The sequence below is a fragment of the Paenibacillus sp. HJGM_3 genome (assembly GCF_045062745.1).
Classification (GTDB): Bacteria; Bacillota; Bacilli; order Paenibacillales; family NBRC-103111; genus Paenibacillus_AA.
On record NZ_JBJGED010000014.1, the window covers coordinates 1 to 19,209 of the forward strand.

General features: G+C 59.0%; 22 protein-coding genes and 1 rRNA gene. 2 read left to right on the forward strand and 21 right to left on the reverse strand.

Translation table 11 applies throughout. The features are described from left to right. Nucleotides 1–72: ribosomal RNA gene (locus ACI5FR_RS16380) — 16S ribosomal RNA — on the reverse strand; the annotation flags it as partial. 342 nt (nt 73–414) lie between these two features. Next, a complete protein-coding gene (locus tag ACI5FR_RS16385) occupies nt 415–1,284 on the reverse strand; it encodes a nucleotidyltransferase-like protein (RefSeq protein WP_405456129.1) in 870 nt (289 codons plus the stop codon). A 154-nt stretch (nt 1,285–1,438) separates the two neighbouring features. On the opposite strand from ACI5FR_RS16385, the gene ACI5FR_RS16390 reads away from it, so the two are divergent. Next, nucleotides 1,439–1,828 (forward strand): YgzB family protein, encoded by a 390-nt coding sequence (locus tag ACI5FR_RS16390; RefSeq protein ID WP_405456131.1) that lies wholly within the window; start codon nt 1,439–1,441, stop codon nt 1,826–1,828. 63 nt (nt 1,829–1,891) lie between these two features. Here ACI5FR_RS16390 and ACI5FR_RS16395 read toward each other — a convergent pair whose 3' ends face one another. The 19 genes from ACI5FR_RS16395 to ACI5FR_RS16485 form a co-directional block, all read right to left on the reverse strand. Continuing rightward, nucleotides 1,892–3,646 carry a glycosyl hydrolase family 18 protein gene (locus ACI5FR_RS16395; protein WP_405456133.1) on the reverse strand — a complete coding sequence of 585 codons (1,755 nt, stop codon included), beginning with the start codon at nt 3,644–3,646 and terminating at the stop codon, nt 1,892–1,894. A 146-nt stretch (nt 3,647–3,792) separates the two neighbouring features. Then, nucleotides 3,793–4,221 carry a peroxide-responsive transcriptional repressor PerR gene (gene perR, locus ACI5FR_RS16400; RefSeq protein ID WP_405456135.1) on the reverse strand — a complete coding sequence of 143 codons (429 nt, stop codon included), beginning with the start codon at nt 4,219–4,221 and terminating at the stop codon, nt 3,793–3,795. Between the two features lie 73 nt (nt 4,222–4,294). After that, on the reverse strand, nt 4,295–5,518 hold the full coding sequence (locus ACI5FR_RS16405) for a DUF4097 family beta strand repeat-containing protein (protein ID WP_405456137.1): 1,224 nt from the start codon (nt 5,516–5,518) through the stop codon (nt 4,295–4,297). 33 nt (nt 5,519–5,551) lie between these two features. Beyond that, nucleotides 5,552–6,250 carry a TM2 domain-containing protein gene (locus ACI5FR_RS16410; RefSeq protein ID WP_405456139.1) on the reverse strand — a complete coding sequence of 233 codons (699 nt, stop codon included), beginning with the start codon at nt 6,248–6,250 and terminating at the stop codon, nt 5,552–5,554. A gap of 38 nt (nt 6,251–6,288) precedes the next feature. Then, the gene (locus tag ACI5FR_RS16415; protein WP_405456141.1) at nt 6,289–6,627 is read right to left on the reverse strand and encodes a hypothetical protein; all 339 of its coding nucleotides are present in this window, start codon (nt 6,625–6,627) and stop codon (nt 6,289–6,291) included. Beyond that, nucleotides 6,602–7,201 carry an RNA polymerase sigma factor gene (locus ACI5FR_RS16420; RefSeq protein WP_405456143.1) on the reverse strand — a complete coding sequence of 200 codons (600 nt, stop codon included), beginning with the start codon at nt 7,199–7,201 and terminating at the stop codon, nt 6,602–6,604. Before ACI5FR_RS16420 ends, ACI5FR_RS16415 begins: the two co-directional genes overlap by 26 nt. A gap of 128 nt (nt 7,202–7,329) precedes the next feature. Continuing rightward, on the reverse strand, nt 7,330–8,028 hold the full coding sequence (locus ACI5FR_RS16425) for an MgtC/SapB family protein (protein WP_405456425.1): 699 nt from the start codon (nt 8,026–8,028) through the stop codon (nt 7,330–7,332). Between the two features lie 210 nt (nt 8,029–8,238). Then, nucleotides 8,239–9,678, reverse strand: a complete 1,440-nt coding sequence (gatB, locus tag ACI5FR_RS16430) for an Asp-tRNA(Asn)/Glu-tRNA(Gln) amidotransferase subunit GatB (protein ID WP_405456145.1) — start codon at nt 9,676–9,678, stop codon at nt 8,239–8,241. A gap of 13 nt (nt 9,679–9,691) precedes the next feature. Continuing rightward, the gene (gatA, locus tag ACI5FR_RS16435; RefSeq protein ID WP_405456147.1) at nt 9,692–11,158 is read right to left on the reverse strand and encodes an Asp-tRNA(Asn)/Glu-tRNA(Gln) amidotransferase subunit GatA; all 1,467 of its coding nucleotides are present in this window, start codon (nt 11,156–11,158) and stop codon (nt 9,692–9,694) included. 104 nt (nt 11,159–11,262) lie between these two features. Further along, nucleotides 11,263–11,550 (reverse strand): Asp-tRNA(Asn)/Glu-tRNA(Gln) amidotransferase subunit GatC, encoded by a 288-nt coding sequence (gene gatC, locus ACI5FR_RS16440; protein WP_405456149.1) that lies wholly within the window; start codon nt 11,548–11,550, stop codon nt 11,263–11,265. Nucleotides 11,551–11,738: 188 nt separating this feature from the next. Continuing rightward, nucleotides 11,739–12,692, reverse strand: coding sequence for an aldolase catalytic domain-containing protein (locus tag ACI5FR_RS16445; protein ID WP_405456151.1), 954 nt, complete (start codon nt 12,690–12,692; stop codon nt 11,739–11,741). A gap of 213 nt (nt 12,693–12,905) precedes the next feature. After that, nucleotides 12,906–13,283 (reverse strand): ATPase, encoded by a 378-nt coding sequence (locus ACI5FR_RS16450; protein ID WP_405456152.1) that lies wholly within the window; start codon nt 13,281–13,283, stop codon nt 12,906–12,908. A 224-nt stretch (nt 13,284–13,507) separates the two neighbouring features. Then, nucleotides 13,508–14,362 carry an ABC transporter permease gene (locus ACI5FR_RS16455; RefSeq protein WP_405456154.1) on the reverse strand — a complete coding sequence of 285 codons (855 nt, stop codon included), beginning with the start codon at nt 14,360–14,362 and terminating at the stop codon, nt 13,508–13,510. Then, on the reverse strand, nt 14,359–15,288 hold the full coding sequence (locus ACI5FR_RS16460) for an ABC transporter ATP-binding protein (RefSeq protein WP_405456156.1): 930 nt from the start codon (nt 15,286–15,288) through the stop codon (nt 14,359–14,361). Before ACI5FR_RS16460 ends, ACI5FR_RS16455 begins: the two co-directional genes overlap by 4 nt. Further along, nucleotides 15,285–15,491, reverse strand: a complete 207-nt coding sequence (locus ACI5FR_RS16465; protein WP_405456157.1) for a PLD nuclease N-terminal domain-containing protein — start codon at nt 15,489–15,491, stop codon at nt 15,285–15,287. The genes ACI5FR_RS16460 and ACI5FR_RS16465 overlap by 4 nt, the downstream gene beginning before the upstream one ends. Continuing rightward, nucleotides 15,475–15,735 (reverse strand): hypothetical protein, encoded by a 261-nt coding sequence (locus ACI5FR_RS16470; protein ID WP_405456159.1) that lies wholly within the window; start codon nt 15,733–15,735, stop codon nt 15,475–15,477. Before ACI5FR_RS16470 ends, ACI5FR_RS16465 begins: the two co-directional genes overlap by 17 nt. After that, the gene (locus ACI5FR_RS16475; protein WP_405456161.1) at nt 15,732–16,076 is read right to left on the reverse strand and encodes a YxlC family protein; all 345 of its coding nucleotides are present in this window, start codon (nt 16,074–16,076) and stop codon (nt 15,732–15,734) included. Before ACI5FR_RS16475 ends, ACI5FR_RS16470 begins: the two co-directional genes overlap by 4 nt. After that, a complete protein-coding gene (sigY, locus tag ACI5FR_RS16480; protein ID WP_405456164.1) occupies nt 16,060–16,626 on the reverse strand; it encodes an RNA polymerase sigma factor SigY in 567 nt (188 codons plus the stop codon). Before sigY ends, ACI5FR_RS16475 begins: the two co-directional genes overlap by 17 nt. 231 nt (nt 16,627–16,857) lie before the next feature. After that, nucleotides 16,858–18,084 (reverse strand): M24 family metallopeptidase, encoded by a 1,227-nt coding sequence (locus ACI5FR_RS16485; RefSeq protein WP_405456166.1) that lies wholly within the window; start codon nt 18,082–18,084, stop codon nt 16,858–16,860. 165 nt (nt 18,085–18,249) lie between these two features. Between ACI5FR_RS16485 and ACI5FR_RS16490 the strand changes: the two genes are divergently transcribed. After that, nucleotides 18,250–19,095, forward strand: coding sequence for an SMP-30/gluconolactonase/LRE family protein (locus tag ACI5FR_RS16490; protein ID WP_405456168.1), 846 nt, complete (start codon nt 18,250–18,252; stop codon nt 19,093–19,095). The last annotated feature ends 114 nt before the right edge of the window (nt 19,096–19,209 follow it).

Sequence of the window (19,209 nt, forward strand, 5' to 3'; positions counted from 1 at the left end):
GATCCGCTCGACTTGCATGTATTAGGCACGCCGCCAGCGTTCGTCCTGAGCCAGGATCAAACTCTCCATAAAGGATAAAGCTTGACTTGCTCATTTCAAAACTAGCTTGTTTGCGAACCGAAGTTCGCTATACTTGCACGCTCGTTGTTCAGTTTTCAAGGAACAATCCCGTCGTCGTCGACAGCAGCGCCGTCCGAACAGCGACTTTATTAATATACCACATCAGCCCACAACATTGCAAGAACTTTTTTTCTTCGTCCTTCGATCGGTCGAACGATGTCGACTTCTCTTGATGGGGCGAAGACTAATTTAGCACACCCCTTCGAACAAAGTCAAGCCTTCTCGAAAAGTTAGAAAAATCAATCAGGTCGGAAACAAAAAACGCTCAGCTGGTTCCCCAGCCAAGCGCATCGTTCACGTGCACACCGTATACCGCAGCTCGAGGCAGAGCGAATCGTCCTCCGACACGGCAACCTCGCGGATCAACTGCTTGCGCGACATCTTCGTAATCAGCATCGGAAGCTCCAGATCCAGCGCCTTCAGCTCGGCATCCTCGGCCAATTCCTTCAAACTCCACGGAGCCTCACGGCTCTTGATCACATTGAGCAGAATCGAGCAGCAGCTCTCCATCTTCGACATAACGGAGAATTCGCAGGCTAGCAGCACGAGCTTCACCCGTTGCTCCAGCGTCTCCTCATTGGAGAGCAGCTCTTCGTACAGCTTATACACGCCCGGATTGATGCGGCGCACCTGAGCCCACACCAGCACCTCCGGATGCAGCCCTTCCTCAATAATGACGATGCGCGCCCAGTGCCCGAGCGATTCCAGGACACTGCTGAACGCATCGAGCAAGTGACCGTCCTGCATATACTGCTTGCCCGTCTGGTAGCTCCGCACGAACTGCGAGAACTCCATCTGCAGCTTCTGCAGGCGCAGCTCTTCCGGATATTCGATGATGCGTTCGCGCAATCCTTCCATATACAGATGAGGATCCATAACAATCTCTCCTTGCAACATCCACTGGATAACGCTTCGAGTCGGACCGTACACGATCCACGACTCCAACTGAGCCGGGCTCAGGCATCGTTCTTGTATACGGAAACCGTCTTGACTATAATGGGATAGAGATCTTAGCCCATCCTCCTGATCGCGAACGATCAGCACGAGTCCGTCCAGTCCGTCGACCAGAGGACTAGAAGGGGCGGGATTCGGCACGAGTAGAGCGCCCCTCAAGGCAGCATCGGGTGCATACCGGAGCCGGATATGCTCTTTAACGGATTCCATCGCTTACCTCCAGCTTTACATACGATAGCGATTGGGCAGTTCATTTTCATCACTACAAGCTCTACTCCATATTTTCTACACAAGGCATTCGGTTTCCTGCCTCCCGCGAGGGACAATTATGAATTCCAGGTGACCGGGAAATGAGGGATCCCACTTGTTTTTCAAATCCAGCAAAATCAATGAATTCCGGCTATGGGGCCTGCTGCTCACGATGGGCGGCATGGCGGTTATGATCGTAGGCTTGGCCGGCATCGTATTCGATTGGGGACGAGCGGGCAAAGTCATCGCCGCGATCTTCATGGTCCTCGGCATGATCGTCATGCTGGGCAGCGTGGCCGTCTACTTCTGGGCGGGCATGCTCTCCACGAGTGCCGTGTCCCTCGAATGCCCCGAATGCGGCAGACGGACGAAGATGCTCGGCAAGACCGACCGCTGCATGTTCTGCAAGACGAAGCTGACGTTCGATCCTGCATACGCGCCCAATGAGGATGACTCGGCCGATCGGCCCTCCTCGACAACTTCAACAACGCCGCCGACGACCTAACCAATCACTTAGCCAAAACAAACAACCCGGATGCCTCATCATAGGCGATCCGGGTTGCCCGCGTTAAGGCCGGGTTTCCAACGTTTTCTTGATCAACTCCCAGATCGCAGGCACTTCATAGCCCCGTCTCCAAGAGCCGACCCCAGCCAGGTCGTATTTTTTCACCAGCTCGATTCTGGCTTTCATGGACACTTCGTCCTCCAGCCAAATTTTGTTCAGCGTCTCTCCGTCCTTATACTCCACATAGTTCTGTCCGACATCCGGCAGGAACACGGGCGTCAAGTTCTTGTTCTTCACAATCCCCCAAGCCGTATCCATAAACACCGCCCGCGAGGTGACCGACGTTTTGCCGTCCTTCGTTTGCTCGGTCCAAATCCGGGTATAATAAGGAACACCCAGGATGAGCTTGCTCGGCGGCACCTTGTCTTCCTTCATAATCTGCACGATCGACTTCTCCACCCACGGCAGAGAGGACACGGAACCCGCGGTCGGGCTGCTGGCCCAATATTCGTCGTAAGCCATCACCATCATATAATCGACGGTCTCGCTCAGCGCCTGGCGATCGTAAAACATCGACCAGTTCTCGCTGGAGGACTTCACCGTGACGTCGATGGAGACGACCAACCCTTGCTCGTGCAGGAACGGCGTCATTTCGCGTACGAATTGCGTCAAGTTCGCTTTGTCCTTCAGGTTCACATTTTCAAAATCGATATTAATGCCTTGCAGTTTATACGCCTGAGCGAACGACAGCAGCTGCTTGATCATTTTGAGCCGTTTGTCGTAAGTCGCCAGCGCCTCGGTTGTAATCTTGGGATCGAAATTATTATCGAATAAAGCCCACACTTGCAGGTTATTGGTCTGTGCCCACTTCACGTAAGCGGCGTCCGCCATGTTCTTAATATTGCCCTCGCCGTCCATCAGTTTGAACCAGGTCGGGCTAATCACATTAAGTCCCGGCATCGGTGCGATCTGAGCGGTATTCGGATTTTTGGTGACGACTTGTTCCCAGGTCAGATTCACTTTGCCGCCGAGCGGCTTCCAAGGTACAAAGGTGGTGGATGGTTTCGGAACCGGCACAGTCTCCACATGATCGAGCACGATGCTGTCTTTCTTCACATAGCCGGCAATCCCGTTTTTCCGCTGTACATTGTACCAACCGTCTTGATCGGATAAGATCGCGACCTGCTCCTTCGGCTCCAAATCCGCCACGATCGGGAATTTAATGCCGATGGATTTGCGCATGGGGACCGTGTCGGTTCGTTTGCGGCCGGCGCCTTGCACCGTCCCCCACTGAATCGTGTCTCCAGCCTTGTAAATCATGACGATCCCGGTTTCCTCGGATTCCCGGATGTCGAGCGCATAATACTCGCGCAGCGAATCGATCGGGATGTAGACGCTGTCACCGGACTTCTCGACCGGGAAGCGAAGCGTGAACGGCTTCTCATTCACCATGCCGGTAATGTTGTTCGTCTTGAGCCGGACGACCTTGTCCTTCGTCGTGATGATGACGGAATCGGAGGACGCCTCGTACAGCAACGCCGGGTCGATCTTGTCCTGCACCAGCGACAGCGGAAGCTTCAAGCTCTCCTTGCTCCCGAGCGCTTCTTCTTTCCAGATGGCGCCCTCGTAGAACACGGGCTTCTTCATATTGTGCAGATCGGGTTCCGTGCGATCGTGATTCGGATAATAGACGGAATACCAATAATAAGTGCCTGCGGCCGCCGAAAGAATCACGATCAAAAGCAAAAACAGAACAGCGCCGACTCGAAAGCCGCCCCGCCCGCGACGGCCCTGCGGGTCATTCGCAGATAGCTCCAAAGTTTCCCCTCCCCATAGCCCCACAAAGGAATGCGATTGATCCGATCTCCGCAAAAAAACGCACCCGAATCCTCTCCTGTTGGGGAAGAAGCCGGATGCGTCTAGTATACTGGAGTCCTACTAAATGAACATATCACAAAATGTTGTCAATGCGTTCGGGCGCACGAGGGGCAAAGTCCGTGCACTTCCAGGCGGTGTCCTCGCACCTGGAACCCCGTCTCTCTCGCAGCAGCGTTCTCCACCTCGTGCAGAGGCGGGTAGTCGAAGTCGACAATAACGCCGCATTGCTCACAGATCGCGTGATAATGATTCGACATGTCGGAATCGAAACGGCTGGAATCGTCCCCGTACGTCAGCTCGCGGACGAGCCCGGAGTCGATAAACACCCGGAGGTTGTTATACACCGTAGCAACACTCATGCTGGGGAATCGATCCTCCAGCGCCTTGTAAATATCGTCGGCGGTCGGATGGTTCATGGAATCCAACAAATATTCGAGAATGGCATGTCGTTGGGGGGTCATTCGGACACCGGTCGTTTTAAGTTTTTCTAGTGCTTGTTCAAATCGGGATGTCATCGATGTTCACCACCACAAAGTTTGTTGAATATGCCAGTTCAATATTTATTGTACGGTCGTGGCCGCGACTTTGTCAATCCGCGCGCTGAACGGAGATCCCCGAATTCGACGTATCCAGCTTGATTCGGTATTGGCCGGATCCGATTTTTCCCTGAATGTGCTTATCCGTGATGCTGAGCGGCAGGTTCGTGGTGACGCTGCTGCCTCGGCCGTCTAATTCGTAGCTGCCGTTCGAAGGCAGCTGCACTTCGATACGGCCGTTGGTCGTATCGAGCTCCCAATCGCCGCCGACCACACGGCTCGTCGCGGTGATGGACCCGTTCGTCGTTTCGAGCTTCAAGGCGGCTGGCGCATCCGTGACGCTGATCCGGCCGTTCGTAGTTTTCCCTTGAATCTCGCCGGTTACCCGCTCGGTCGTGATCGACCCGTTCGTCGTCTTCATCTCCACATCGCCGGTTACGTCCTGGGCGGTAATGCTGCTGTTGGATGTCACGAGCTGAACTTTGCCGGCGATCGAGGCGATCTTGATCGATCCGTTCGTCGTATGAGCGGTCAACCGCCCCTGCACGTTCGACACGTTCACGCTGCCGTTCGTCGTGTCGACCTCGACCTCGTCTTTCACAGGAAGCTTCGCCGCTTCGATCTTGCCATTCTCGCCCTTGATCAGCCAGTCCACCTTTATCCGCTCGGGTACGGTGATGACCAGCTCAATCGTAGGCTTGCGCGCGAACCGGTTGATGTCGCTTTTGCTCTCGATCGTCAGCGTACTGCCTTCCGAGTAATCGAGATGGGTACCGTTCGCGATTTCTTGCGCACCCTTGTCGTCGCTTCGGTTCACCCAGACGGTACGCTGAATGTCGATTTGGTTCACGCTGCCCGGCTGGACCGTGATGCTCCCGTACGGGTTGTCGATGACGATTTTCTCGGTTTTGTCCGCGAGCGGTACTTGCGTCGTGCCCATCTCGAATTTTTTGCCCAGTTCGCCCTTCACGATGGACTCCCAGTTCATGCCGTTCAGCCATTGGGTCGGAATCCACTTGGACTGCGTGACGCCCACGACACCGATGACGATGACCACCGCGATCAGCACGCCTCCGACATCCAGCCGGAGCTGGCGGTCGCTTTTCTGGTGCCGAATGTTGACCCACAAGTACTCGATGCCGAGCAGGATCAAGATAACCGGCCACCAATCGAGGATATAGCCTAAATAATTCGTATCGCCCATTTGATCGAGCAGCAGCAGAACACCGACCGCGAGTAAAATGAGCGCCGATGTAAATCTCCCCACTTTAATCATGGTGCATGACCCCTTTCGTCTATTTTCCGTCCGTTACGGATTGTTGTTCTTCCGTAGGAACAAGTACCCCCCGATCACGATTAAAACGACGGCCCCCGCATAGGACCCGATCGTGTCTACAACACCGGTCAGCCAGTCGGGCTTGTGGCTCAGGAAGAAGAACAGAGCTCCTACCCCGATAAGCAGCCATCCGGCCCGATTGCCCCGCGTGATCGTTTGCAGGCCGGACCCAAGCGGATCCCCCGCCCCGCCGTACAGCTCATTCGGGTCCCCGAACATCGGATCGTACCGGTGATTGATCCGGTCCGTCAGCTGCAGCGCATCGAAAATATTGTAGAAGTAGATGACCGGCAGAAGCAGGGAGAACAGGGTGATAAGAGGAATGCTAGCATTGACGCTGACGGACAGCTGCACGATGGCGAAAATATCGAGAATAATCGCCAGCATCACCATAATCCCGCGCTGCATCTGGCCCAAGTAAAAATGGCCCGTGCCCGGGATACAGAGCGCCAGCAGGGCGGCCGCGAACTTGCTCTTGCGCCTCGGCGGCGGCATGTACGGCTCGAACGGGAACCCGGCCGGCGGCATCGATTGGTGCGGCGGCGGACCGAAAGGCGCATGCGGCGGCGGGTTAAACGGCTGGGAAGGCCGGCCGGATGGCCGATCCTGCACGCGTTCGCGTGGTTGTTCGCCAAGCGGCGGCATTGGGGGTTGTTGGTCTTGCTCCGACATGGGAGGATCCCTCCTTGTTCTTATTATTGTACGTGGTCCTAGAGTGCCTGAATGGCAGCCGAAATCCAGTCGATCCCGGTATAAAGCGTCCCCGCGACCGTATCCCGGACCGCGAGTCCGAACTCTCCGCCCTGCAGCGAGAGCAGATCCGACCAAACCCCGGCCGAGATGAACAGGAAGGTAGCGGCAGAAGCCACCAATGCGTTCAGAAGTTCGGATCCAATCCCCCTGCTGCGTACATTTCTTGAGGGCGCTCCGGATTGGGTTCGCCGACCTTCCTCCTGAATGGCCCGCATCACCCGGTCGGTAAAATCGTTCGAAGGGTGCTCCAGCTTCAACCGTTCTCGTATGTCATTCGAATCCTGCCTGGAACTCATGAGGGTTGGCCTCCTTCCATCGATCTCTCAGCAACGCGCGTCCGCGGTATAGACGGGTTTCGACGGTTTTGACCGGCAGCCCGGCGATCGCCGCAATCTCCTGGACCGAAAGCTGCCGATAATGGTACAGAAACAAAATCAGCTTGTATTTGTCCGGCAAGCCGCCGACTAACCGCTGCATCAGCGCTTGGGCTTCCTTCGCCACGGCGCTCCGTTCGGGATCCTCGTCGACCGGATTGGCCGTCGGCATCGCAGTCGGGTCCCGACCGAGCCGCAGCAGCTTCAGGAGCGGATTGCGCGAATTCGCGCGCTTGTAATCCACGGCTGTATTGGCGGCGATGCGGTACAGCCATGTCGTGAACTTGGCTTCGGCCCGAAATTGCGGTAGCGACCGATACAGCTTGAGGAATACTTCCTGCGCCAAGTCCTCCGCAGTCTCCCGATGTCCGATCAGTTGGATCAGAAGCGTGAAGATATAGCTCTTGTGCCGCTCTACCAGCTCGCGAAACGCCAGCGGATCTCCACGGCCGGCCTGCAGCGCCAGCTGTTCGTCCGATGCCTCGGATCGTTCCATCGATTTCACCGCCTTTGTGCTTCAACAATTAGACGTACGTGATTCCAAATTCCCTTCAAAAATAATCTAAAAAACACGAAACCAATGGTCCCGTGTTTTTAAGGTAGGCGAGGATGGGCTCGCCCGTCCTACTCGATCGCGACACCGAGGACGCCTTCCACTTGCCGAAGCTCGTCCGTGACCGGCAGCAGAATGTCCGCCCGCGGCATCTTAACCGATAGGCTGATCGCAATAAACTCCTGATCGCCGACGCGGCCCTTCTCTTCGATGTTTACCTTGCGAATGTCGATCGCCCGGCGCGCCATCACGGCGGATACGGCGGCGAGCGCCCCGGGCTTATCCGGCATTTCGATGCGAATGACATGTGTACGCTTGCGGCTGCGGATCCATCTTTTCTCGACTATGTTCAGAATATAGAGGCTCATCAGGACCATAAGGGTGCCGATGATGGACGGATAATAGAAGCCCGCTCCGATCGACAACCCGATGGCGGCCACGACCCAGAGCGAGGCGGCCGTCGTCAGGCCCGAGATCGAAGAGCCGTTGAAGACGATCGTACCGGCCCCCAGGAACCCGATCCCGGTAATGACGTTCGCAGCGAGACGCGCCGGGTCGATCCGCACCTGCGGCTCGTAGACGAACGCGTTGAAGCCGTACATGGAGAGCAGCATGATAAGCGCCGCGCCCAGGCAGACGAGAATGTGGGTGCGCAAGCCGGCCGCATGGTTGTTCTGCTCCCGCTCCAGGCCGACCAAGCCTCCGAGCAGGACGGCGAGCAAGAGCCGCGCGGTAATATGAAACGTATCGATATGCCATGGACTGTTCATGATTAAATCCGTATCCATGCCGATCCCCCCTTGTTGTATAAATGTACAAGATAATGTATTCCGAGTTGGAGCGCTTTCATGTGGCTTGAATGAAAAAAAGCGCCTGCCGGCAGGAGTTGACCAGGGAGCAGTACGCGCCTAGCCCCGCTCGGGCTCGCGACGTACCGGCTCCTGCCTCTCCTGCCTCAGGCAGACGATGTTAACTTAAGGTTATCCGTTCAGGCACTCCAGGATCAGCTTGTTCGCGAGCGCCGGATTCGCTTTCCCCTTGCTCGCCTTCATGACTTGTCCCACGAGGAAGCCGATGGCCTTCTCCTTGCCGGCGCGGAAATCCGCTACCGACTGCGGGTTGTCGGCCACGACCTGCTCCACGATGCTCTTGATCGCGCCTTCGTCGCTGATCTGGACGAGCCCTTGCTCCTCGACGATCTGCTGAGGACGCTTGCCGGTCTCGAGCATCGCCTTGAAGACGGTTTTGGCGATCTTTCCGTTGATCGTGCCCTGCTCGAGCAGACCGATCATCTCGCCCAGTCCTTGACCGGTGATGCGAACCGACTCGAGCTCCACACCGTTCGCATTCAGGTAGCCGAGCAGATCGCCCATGATCCAGTTGGACACGGCTTTGGCGTCTTTCGTGTAAGCCAGGCTCTCCTCGAAGAAGTTCGCCAGCTTGAGCGAGGACGTAATGACGTCCGCGTCGTAGCTCGGCAGCCCGTATTCGGAGGTGTACCGGGCCTTGCGCGCATCCGGCAGTTCCGGAATGCTCTCGCGCACGCGCGCTTTCCACTCGTCGTCGATGTATAGCCGCACGAGGTCGGGATCCGGGAAGTAACGATAGTCATGCGCCTGCTCTTTGCCCCGCATGGACAGCGTCTTGCCCTGGGCTTCGTCCCAGCGGCGCGTCTCCTGCACGATCGTGCCGCCGTCCGCCAGCACTTCGGCCTGACGGAGCTCCTCATACTCGAGCCCGCGCTGCACGCCGCGGAACGAGTTCATGTTCTTCAGCTCGGCCTTCGTGCCGAACTTCATCTGCCCGTACGGACGCAAGCTGATGTTGGCGTCGCAGCGAAGCGATCCTTCCTCCATCTTGACGTCGGAGACGTCGCAATATTGCATGATGGCGCGGATTTTCTCCAGATACGCCTTCGCTTCCTCCGGCGAGCGGAGGTCCGGCTCGGAGACGATCTCGATGAGCGGCGTCCCGACGCGGTTGAAGTCGACAAGCGAGGCGTACCCTCCGTCGACGTGCGTCAGCTTGCCCGCGTCTTCCTCCAAGTGAACGCGAGTGATGCCGATCCGCTTCGTCTCGCCGTTCACTTCGATGTCGATCCAGCCATGCTCGCCGATCGGCTGATCGTATTGCGAGATCTGGTACGCCTTGGGCGAATCCGGGTAGAAGTAGTTCTTCCGGTCGAACTTGCTGTGCGTCGCCACCTGGCAGTTGAGTGCCATGGCCGCCTTCATCGCGTACTGGACCGCCTGCCGGTTCAGCACCGGCAGTACGCCCGGATGGCCGAGGCAGATCGGGCATGTATTCGAATTCGGCGACGCCCCGAACGAGGTGGCGCAGCCGCAGAAGATCTTGGATTGGGTGTGCAGCTCTACGTGCACTTCGAGTCCGATAACCGTTTCAAACCTTTGGTCTGCCAATGTCTATTCCCCCTTACAGCTCAGGCCGCAGCTTGTGATACCCGGTATTCCGCTCGAACGCATGCGCCGTGCGCAGCACGGTCGATTCGTCCATCGCTTTCCCGATGATCTGCAAGCCCACCGGCAAGCCGTCCACCTGGCCGCACGGAATGCTGATCGCCGGAATGCCGGCCAGGCTGACGGGAATGGTCAGGATGTCGTTCAAGTACATCGTGAGCGGATCGTCGACTTGCTCGCCGATCCGGAAGGCCGGCGTCGGCGCGGTCGGGCCGATCACCACGTCGTACTGCTCGAAGACGCGGTCGAAATCTTGCTTGATCAGCGTGCGGACCTGCTGCGCCTTCTTGTAGTACGCGTCGTAGTAACCGGAGCTGAGCGCGTAGGTGCCGAGCATGATGCGTCGCTTCACTTCGGCGCCGAAGCCCTGGCTGCGCGACTGGTGATACAGGTCGAGCAGGTTCGCCGGTTCCGAGGCGCGGACGCCATACCGAACCCCGTCGAAGCGGGCCAGGTTGGACGACGCTTCCGAGGAAGCGAGCAGGTAGTAAGTGGCGACGGCATACTCCGTATGCGGCAGAGACACTTCCTCCCAGACGGCGCCGAGTCCTTCCAGCACCTGAAGCGCCGCGAGCACGGCTTCCTTCACCTTCGGATCCACGCCAGCGCCCAAGTACTCGCGCGGGACGGCGATCCGGAGCCCCTTCACATCCCCCGTCAAAGCCCCGATGTAGTCGGGGATGTCGACGTTCGCGGATGTGGAGTCCATCGGATCGTGGCCCGCAATGCTCTGCAGCACGTAGGCCGCGTCCTCCACGTTCTTCGTGAGCGGCCCGATCTGGTCGAGCGACGAGGCGAAGGCCACGAGGCCGAAGCGCGAGACGAGCCCGTACGTCGGCTTCAGTCCGACGACGCCGCAGTACGACGCGGGCTGGCGGATGGAGCCGCCGGTATCGGAGCCGAGCGCGAAGTACACTTCGCCTGCCGCCACCGCCGCCGCCGAGCCGCCGCTCGAGCCGCCCGGCACGAAGTCGGCGTTCCACGGGTTGCGTGTCGGGAAGAAGCTCGAGTTCTCGTTCGAGCCGCCCATGGCGAACTCGTCCATATTTAGCTTGCCGATGATAACGGACTGGGCACTGCGCAGCTTTTGGACCACGGTCGCGTCATAGATCGGATTGTAGTTCTTCAGGAACTGGCTGGCGCACGTCGTCGTCAGCCCTTCGGTGACGATGTTGTCCTTCACGCCGACCGGCAGGCCGAACAGCAAGCCCCGCTCGCTGCCGACGCCTGCGCCGGCCAACTGCTCGTCCATCACGCGCGCGTCGCGGCGGGCCGCTTCCTCATCGAGCGTCAGGAACGCCCGAATCTTCGCGTCGACGTCCCCGATCCTGCGATAGGAATGGTCGACGAGATCCGAGACGGACAAGTCTTTGCCCGCGAGACGGTTATGAATTTCTTGCAGGTTCAGGTCAAACAAAGACAAAGCAGCTACCCCCTTACTATTTTTACCCCACAAAGTGGAGATGGCCTTCGAAGCTTATTCCCGGCGAAGCCCCTTTGCGGGGACCCCGAGTCAAATTCTTAAGCTTATTCGAGCACAGCCGGGACTTTGAACTGCCCGTCTTCTTCGTCCGGTGCGTTGCGCAGCACTTTCTCCATCGGGAGCGACGGGCGCGTCACATCCTCTCGCATCACGTTCACGAGCGGCATCGGATGGCTGGTCGGCTCCACGTTCGACGTGTCGAGCTCGTTCAGCTTCTCCGCGTATTTCAGAATCGCGTTCAGCTGCCCGGTAAACGTTTCTTTTTCTTTCTCGCTCAGGTCCAGACGGGCCAGCTTGGCCACATGCTCGACGACTTCCACGGTAATACTCATCTATTCAGCACCTCGTTTCGGCCTAATCATCCCACTATTATAGCTTACATCCCCGGCTAACTCAACGCATTATGTGAGTGTTTCTGACGCGTTCTTCAGGGCATGCCTACATCGAAATAAACACAAATAAACCCCCGCCCGTTCCTAAGGCAGAACAGGCAGGGGCGATCTCGCACTAGGGTGTCTCGTTACTCTGCGCTCGCCACTTCGGCCGAAGTCAGCTTGTCGTAGAATTCCGCGTACTTGTCCTTGTCATCCGAATTGCGCAGCGCCATGGCGACGCGAGGATGCTCGTTCAGCATGCCGGCGATCATGTAAGGGATGATGTAGCCCCACTCGACCTTCTCCCGCAGCGGGATCATGCGGCGCTCGATCACTTCGAGAATCGGACGAATCTCGTACTTCGCGTGCTTCAGGTAGCCGACGAGCAGCTCCGTGTTGCAGTTGCCGGCGGCGCGGCCCATGCCGTACACCGAGCTGTCCAGGAACGTCACGCCCAAGTCCGCGGCGGTAATCGTGTTGGAGAACGCGAGTTGCATGTTGTTGTGCGCATGGATGCCGAGCGACTTGTTCGGGAGGTGCTTCTTGAATTTGTCGACCAGGTGCTTGTAATCCTTATGATCGAGGCTGCCGTACGAGTCTACTATGTAGACGACGTCTACCGGACTTTCCACGATTTCCTTAAACGCCTCCAGCAGCTCATGCTCCATGACATGCGACAGCGCCATAATGTTGAGCGACGTCTCATAGCCTCTGGCGTGGAAAATGTTCACCAGCTCCAAAGCCTTGTCCAAATCCTTCGCATACGTCGCCACACGGATCATGTCGAGCATGCTCTCGCTTCTAGGCAGGATATCGTTCTCGTCCACCCGGCCGATATCGACGAGCGCGGACAGCTTGGTATCGCCCTTCTGTGGAATGACTTCGCGCAGGAACGCTTCGTCGAGGAAGCGCCAAGGCCCCGCATCGGCCCCCTTCAGCAGCTTAGGCGAGTTTTTGTAGCCGATCTCCATATAATCTACACCCGCCGCATTGAGCGAGTAGTACAAGTCCCGTACGAAGTCTACGCTGAAATCCCAATTATTCACGAGACCCCCGTCTCGAATGGTGCAGTCCAATATTTTATGCTGTGGTTCTTTCATGTTCCGGTAAAGCCTCCCGATTAAGTTTGATGCTACTCATCATAGCGTACCTGGCGAGCGCATGTCAATCATTGGCTGGACCGCAGACGGAAGCATTTCGGCGGGGCCGCCCGGACGCAAAAAAAGATGCCGGATGGGCATCTTAAGGCTCTATTATGGGTCAAGCAAGCTGCATCTCGGAATCGCTCGGCATCAGTCGGAACGATCCGGGTGCTAGATCCAGGCCTTCAGGTTGATTTGCTTAATAAAATCTTCACGACTTTGTACGTCCTTGTTCGTCTCCGGCGTCGGTTCCGCCTCTTCCCCGTTCATGATTTTGCGAAACAGCTCTTCGTTCTTCGTCGCCAAGGCGTAATCGATCAGCGCCTCGCGCTCGATGCGGTCCGCCTCCTGCTGCAGCAGCAGCTCCTCGAGCTCGATGTCAGCCGCCGGCACGTAGAAGTGCTTGTTCAGCTTCGGCACCCGTACGACGTAATCGAAGACGTTGTCCGCGTTGCGGTCGTAGGCAATAATATATCCTGCTTCCCCGACGGGAAAATTCAACTCGTAGCTGTCGCCGACGAAAACGACTCTCTGCCCCAAGCGAAACATGTCCGTTCCTCCCCTACCAAGGCTTGCGCAGGGCAAACCTCGACCCAAACATAATATGACTGGCTCCCAGAGTTCGGCTCCTCGGCCGGGATACAACTCGCTATCTATCCGGCCGGCTATACCTTGCTCTATATCGTACTATAAATAAGGGTGGAGTGTCCATTCGTTCCGCAGGTTCGGGGCGGAAAATTTGCAGCCCGATTTTGGCGGCCCGAGCAAATGGTTTAAAGCGACGCGCCTTTCACCCGAAACGTACGCACGGCCCCTTCCAAGAGCAGCACGATGAGCAGCAGAGCGACGGCGAGACAAAGCCCGAACGAATCGGCGAGCCCGCCCTGGAGCAGCACGGTGTTGGAGTGCTCCGTCAGCGCCGCCGGACCCCAGCGCATCCAATTGCCGAGCGTCCCCGTTAAGAGCGATAGGACAAGCGTAATGCCCATGGCTAGAAACGCCGTCACGCCCCCGCTCCGGAACAAGCTGCTGAACAGCAGGGTGAGGGTCGCGATGAACAGCAGCCATAATCCGTATAGGCCGGTACCGGCAGCGATTCTCGGAAACGCGACGTGTCCGATCAACAGCTCGGTGTAATACCAGGCCGCCGCGACCCCTCCCAGCAAGGCGATGAGCGTCAGCGTCGCCATCCCCGCCCACTTGGCGAGCATGTAGGCCCGATGCGGCACCGGCTTCATCATGATCATGTGCACGACGCCGCTCGCCCGTTCGCCGGAGACGACGCCCATGAAGGCCAGCACCAGCACGAGCACGCCGATGAAGCTGAACTGGGACAGCGTATTGGCCATCATCTCGGCGCCGGTCGGCATCGGAATTTGGACGACGGCGCCTTCGGGAAGTCCGCCCGATGCTTGCAGCAGGTCGGGCATGTAGTAGGTGGCGACCGGCTGGCTCGCTCCGAACAGCACGAAGACGAGCGGCACCCACAGCAGCTTGTAGCTGCGCCACATCTCTATCAGCTCCTTGCGGTACAGCACGACCCATGGGGTCCACGCCCTGCTGCTCTGGCTCTCGCTCTGGTTCTGGCTATGGCTCTGCCTCTGGCTATCGCTATGGATCATGCTCATGGGCGCCCCTCCTCTCCGACGATGCGCAGGAACAGGTCTTCCAGCGTCGAATGCCCGAACTCCAAGCTTTGCACGGGGATGCCGCGCTCGGCGATGTCCCGGCAGAGGAATGTCCTCGCTCGTTCCATCTCTTCGGGCGAGACGGTGAGCTCCAGCGTGCCCGCTCCTTGCCAGTCGGCACGTGCGATGAACGGCTCCCGCTCCCACTCCGCCGCCCACTCTGCGAGCGGCTGCTCGCTTTGGATCCGGATGCGGGGCTGTCGGTACCGGCCGCGCACCCCGGCCAAGTCGCCCGAGACCGCGATGCGCCCGTTCTGCATGAGCACGATGTCGTCGCAGATCTCCTCCGCGTCGTGCAGCACATGCGTCGAGAAGAGGAGCGTCGTCTCCCGCTTCATCCCGCGGAGCAGCTCCAGCACTTCCCGGCGGCCGACCGGGTCGAGCGCGGATACCGGCTCGTCCAGCATGAGCAGCTTCGGCCGGTGGATGAGCGCCTGCGCGATGCCGAGCCGCTGCTTCATGCCGCCGGAGTAGCCGCCGACCGCGCGCTTGGCCGCGTCGGCCAGGCCGATTGCCTCGAGCAGCTCGGCGGCGCGCTGCTTGGCTTCGCGCGCCGGCAGCCGGGCCAGCCGGCCGGTGAATTCGAGGAACTCCCGGCCGCTCATCCAATTGAAGAACGCCGGATGCTGCGGCAGGAAGCCGATCCATTCCCGGATGTCCCGGGGTGCGCCGGAGGCGAACCGGATCGTGCCCTTCGTCGGGGCGAGCAGGCCGGCGAGCAGGCTGAGCGTCGTCGTCTTGCCGGCGCCGTTCGGGCCGAGGAGCGCGATGCACCGGCCTTGCTCGATGTCGAATGTGATCCCATCCACGGCGGTTTTGTCCCCGAAGCGGCGGGTCAGGTCGTTCACGGATAGCAGGACGCTCATCGCTCACGGCTCCTTCCGAAGACGAAATAAAGGACCGGTCCGATCAGGTTCACCACAACGATGACGATCGCCCAGAGCCACTTGGGCCCGTTTGTCCGCTCTGCCCGGATACAGTCCGTCAACGCGATGACGACCAGGATGAGCTGTACGACAAGGAGCGGGGCGACAATCGCCCAATTGATTTGTTCAATCAAGTTTGTCATGGGGGTCACTCTCCTCTCGGAAATCGGATTGCGGATCGGGTTCCGGATCCGAAGGATTCAATCGGACGAACATCCAGTACATCAGTAAGGGAAACGGGAATTGGATCAGTCCCCAGATGCCCCAGAACCAGGGGGCGGCCCCTCGCCGGCGCGCATCCGTGAACAGCCATGTGCCCTGTGCCAGCAGGAGGAGGACGATCAGCGCCCACAGCCAAATGGACACGCCAGCTATAGAAGGACTCATGTTCGTTCCTCCCTGGCCCGTTTCTTGGACGCCCGGCTGCCGATGAAATAAGCTCCCAACAGGATCGGGGCCTGCAGCCAGGCTATAAGCAGCGGCGACTGGTATAGAACGGCAACGAGGAGGCCAAGGATCATAACGGCGAACAGCCAGAACAGCAGTAAATCCCGCATCAGCTTCCGGCGCAGCTGGCGCTTCTCGGCCGCGATCATGCGTTCCAGGGAAGCCAGATCCGGCACCGGTACCGGGAACAGCGCTTCGTCGTCCAGCTTCCGCATTTCCGTGCGAAATGCCTCTTCCCACTGCCGGGCGTCATGGTTATCGCGCTTATTGTCCATCGTCATCTTCCCTCAACTCCTTTCTCATTTGCCGCAGTCCGTTGTGAATCCGCGATTTGACCGTCCCGAGCGGCACATCCGTCATCCGGGCGATCTCTTCGTAGGCGTAGCCGTATACATGCTTCAATATAATAGGGACGCGCATCTCATGTGTCAGCGTGCCGAACGCTTCCGTGATCTCGGTCAAGCCGTCGGCGCCGAACTGCGATTGCCAGACCACCTTGCGCATCGTGGCCGCCTCCTGCTCCCGCCAGTCCCGCTCCCGCTTCTGCCGCCGGAGTAGATCCGTGTACAGGTTCGTCGCGATCGTAATGAGCCAAGAGGAGAATTTCGACTTGAACGTGTACAGCCGGATTTTCTCGACGCATTTCAGCATCGTCTCTTGGGTGACGTCTTCCGCGGTCTGGGGATGCAGCGTGATTTTCAACAAATATTTGTAGACGAACGCATAGTGCTCCCTCAGCAAGAGCGCGAGCGCACTCGAGTCGCCACGCTGGGCGAGTCGGATTGTATGGGGAATATCTAGGTTCGGCGACGTCTCGCTGCCCGGTATCAAACGGTGCTCACGCTCCTTTCTTGCTCAGGTTGCCCATAATACGATTGGAGGGCCAGGAAAGTTCATTGGGTTGAAAAAAATGTGGACAAAGAAAAAACCGTCCGGACTCGGACGGGGATGTGAAGAGCGACGGACTCACGGCTGCAGTTCGATTTTATGGACGGCAAGAACGCGAGCCGCTAATCTGGCTCAGCAGGTTGCAGCCGTTCAAGGCGATCACGGGTTGGAGTATCACCTTGGAACCGGTAATTGAATCAAGCCTTCCCGGGTCAGGCTCAGCTTCTCAAACCCGGTCTGGGTGATCGCGTACGAATTCTCGATCCCCACTACGCCGCGTCCGGGGAACGTGAACTTCGGCTCGATCGCGATGACCATGCCCGGTTCGAGCGGCTGGATGAACCCGCGCGCCAGCACCGGCAGCTCGTCGATCTCCAGGCCGATGCCGTGGCCGAGGAATTTCACTTGGTCGCGGCCGAAGCCCATGAAGTGCTCGCTCAGCCCGGCCTGCTTCACCTGCTCGAGCGAGCCCATGTACAGCTCCTCGCCGCTCGTGCCGGGCCGCAGCCGCTCCTCGGTGCGGCGCAGCACTTCCTCGCTGAGCGCATAGGCGCGCCGCATGTCGTCCGGCAAGTCGCCGATCACGACCGTCCGGGTCTGATCGAACACGTAGCCGTCGATGCAGCAGCCGATGTCGATCAGGATCGGCTCGTTCGCGCCGATCGGCCGCCGGCTCGCGCTCTGCGGGCTGGCCGGGCCGAGGCCGAGCCCGCCGGCCGGCCCGTCGAAGTACGTCGGCTGCGAGGCCGCCTCCCCGGCTCCGACCATGCCGGTGATGATCTCCTGGTTGTAGCCGCGCACCCGCATGAGCCCCATATGGCCGCTGCGCCGCAGGGCGTGCTCGATCGCGGCCATCAGCTCGAGCTCGGTCAGGCCCGGCCGGATGAGCGCCAGGGCCTGCTCGAATGCGGCGTCGGTCACCCGCGCCGCCGCCCGGATCGCCTCGAGCTCGCGAGGCGACTTGATCATGCGCGTCTCGCGGATGAGCCCGGACCCGTCCACCCAGCGGACGGACGGGAGGGCGGCCTCGAGCCGCTGGAACTGCTGCACCGGCAGCACGTCGTACTCGGCCGCCAGCACGACCGGCGGCGCGTCGGGCGCCCGGCCGCCGCCGAACAGCCCGGGGCTCACCTCCGCGAGCCCCGCGAGGAACGTGCGCATCGAGCCGAGCTCGCGCACGGGCACGTCCGCCTCCCGCTCGGCCCGGAGCAAGCTGCGGCGGACGAAGTACACGGCCTCCCCTTCGGCCGGGAGGAATAAGTAACCGGTTTGCATCGAACCGGTGAGGTAGTATAGATCGACGTTCTGGGTGACGATCAGCCCGTCGATCCCCACGTGGCGCATTTTATGCTGAAGCCGCTCGCGGCGCTGCGGCCGTTCATGATTCTGCTCCATTGCCATACCCAATCGCTCCCTTTGCGAACCGTTTGCAGACGCTTCGTTGTGTCTTTTCCATTATACACCGGATAGCGACCAAGCAGGAAACGGGGAGAGGCAATCCGAATACATAGAGCGAATACATAGAGTGGAACCGATCCTAGAGTTAATAGAAAGGATGTGTCTACCTTGACTCAGCCGTACTACAAAAGCCAAGTGCTCACGCCGGCAGGCGGCTTCACTTCCGGCATCGAGGGCCCTGCATGCGATGCGAACGGCATCGTCTACGCGGTCAACTACGAGCGGCAGCATACGATCGGGCGAGTGACCCCGGAGGGCGAGAGCAGCGTGTTCGTCGAGCTTCCGAAGGGCAGCACCGGAAACGGAATTCGCTTCAGCCGGGCCGGCGACATGTACGTAGCCGACTATACCGGCCACAACATCCTGAAGGTCGACATGGCCACCCGTGCGATCTCCGTCTTCGCACACGAGCCGCGCATGAACCAGCCTAACGACATCGCCATTGCGGATGACGACGTGCTGTTCGCAAGCGATCCGAATTGGTCGCAGGGCACCGGTCAGCTGTGGCGGATCGGGACAGACGGCACCGTAACGCTGCTGGAGGCGGAGATGGGCACAACCAACGGGATCGAAGTGAGCCCGGACAACAAGACGCTCTATGTGAACGAAACGCAGCAGCGGAACATCTGGGCGTATGATCTCTCGCCGGACAAACAGATCAGCAACAAGCGGCTGCTCATCGCGTTCGACGATTATGGCATGGACGGCATGCGGTGCGACGTGGACGGCAACCTCTATGTGACGCGTTACGGGAAAGGCACGATAGCAAAGGTGGCGCCGGACGGCACCCTTTTGGCCGAGATCGGGCTGCAGGGCCACAATTGCAGCAACGTCACCTTCGGCGGGCCTGACGGCTGCACGTGCTATGTAATGCTGCAGGATGTCGGCAACATCGAGTCGTTCCGCGTGGAGCGTCCCGGGCGGGAGTGGGCGCTGATGCACGGGAAGCTGTAAGGTCCTGGCCATCTAAATGAAAGAGCTGTCCCTGTCAATGAAGACTTTTGGGACAGCTTTTTCATGTCATTTTACGTAATCTCAACCTACCACTGGCCGTTTCGTTCGCACAAA

Coding starts and splice junctions, on each gene's coding strand:
- ACI5FR_RS16385 (WP_405456129.1), bottom strand. CDS start 1,284: ATGGAATCCGTTAAAGAGCATATCCGGCTCCGGTATGCACCCGATGCT.
- perR (WP_405456135.1), bottom strand. CDS start 4,221: ATGACATCCCGATTTGAACAAGCACTAGAAAAACTTAAAACGACCGGT.
- ACI5FR_RS16405 (WP_405456137.1), bottom strand. CDS start 5,518: ATGATTAAAGTGGGGAGATTTACATCGGCGCTCATTTTACTCGCGGTC.
- ACI5FR_RS16410 (WP_405456139.1), bottom strand. CDS start 6,250: ATGTCGGAGCAAGACCAACAACCCCCAATGCCGCCGCTTGGCGAACAA.
- ACI5FR_RS16415 (WP_405456141.1), bottom strand. CDS start 6,627: ATGAGTTCCAGGCAGGATTCGAATGACATACGAGAACGGTTGAAGCTG.
- ACI5FR_RS16420 (WP_405456143.1), bottom strand. CDS start 7,201: ATGGAACGATCCGAGGCATCGGACGAACAGCTGGCGCTGCAGGCCGGC.
- ACI5FR_RS16425 (WP_405456425.1), bottom strand. CDS start 8,028: ATGAACAGTCCATGGCATATCGATACGTTTCATATTACCGCGCGGCTC.
- gatC (WP_405456149.1), bottom strand. CDS start 11,550: ATGAGTATTACCGTGGAAGTCGTCGAGCATGTGGCCAAGCTGGCCCGT.
- ACI5FR_RS16445 (WP_405456151.1), bottom strand. CDS start 12,692: ATGAAAGAACCACAGCATAAAATATTGGACTGCACCATTCGAGACGGG.
- ACI5FR_RS16450 (WP_405456152.1), bottom strand. CDS start 13,283: ATGTTTCGCTTGGGGCAGAGAGTCGTTTTCGTCGGCGACAGCTACGAG.
- ACI5FR_RS16455 (WP_405456154.1), bottom strand. CDS start 14,362: ATGAGCATGATCCATAGCGATAGCCAGAGGCAGAGCCATAGCCAGAAC.
- ACI5FR_RS16460 (WP_405456156.1), bottom strand. CDS start 15,288: ATGAGCGTCCTGCTATCCGTGAACGACCTGACCCGCCGCTTCGGGGAC.
- ACI5FR_RS16465 (WP_405456157.1), bottom strand. CDS start 15,491: ATGACAAACTTGATTGAACAAATCAATTGGGCGATTGTCGCCCCGCTC.
- ACI5FR_RS16470 (WP_405456159.1), bottom strand. CDS start 15,735: ATGAGTCCTTCTATAGCTGGCGTGTCCATTTGGCTGTGGGCGCTGATC.
- ACI5FR_RS16475 (WP_405456161.1), bottom strand. CDS start 16,076: ATGACGATGGACAATAAGCGCGATAACCATGACGCCCGGCAGTGGGAA.
- ACI5FR_RS16485 (WP_405456166.1), bottom strand. CDS start 18,084: ATGGCAATGGAGCAGAATCATGAACGGCCGCAGCGCCGCGAGCGGCTT.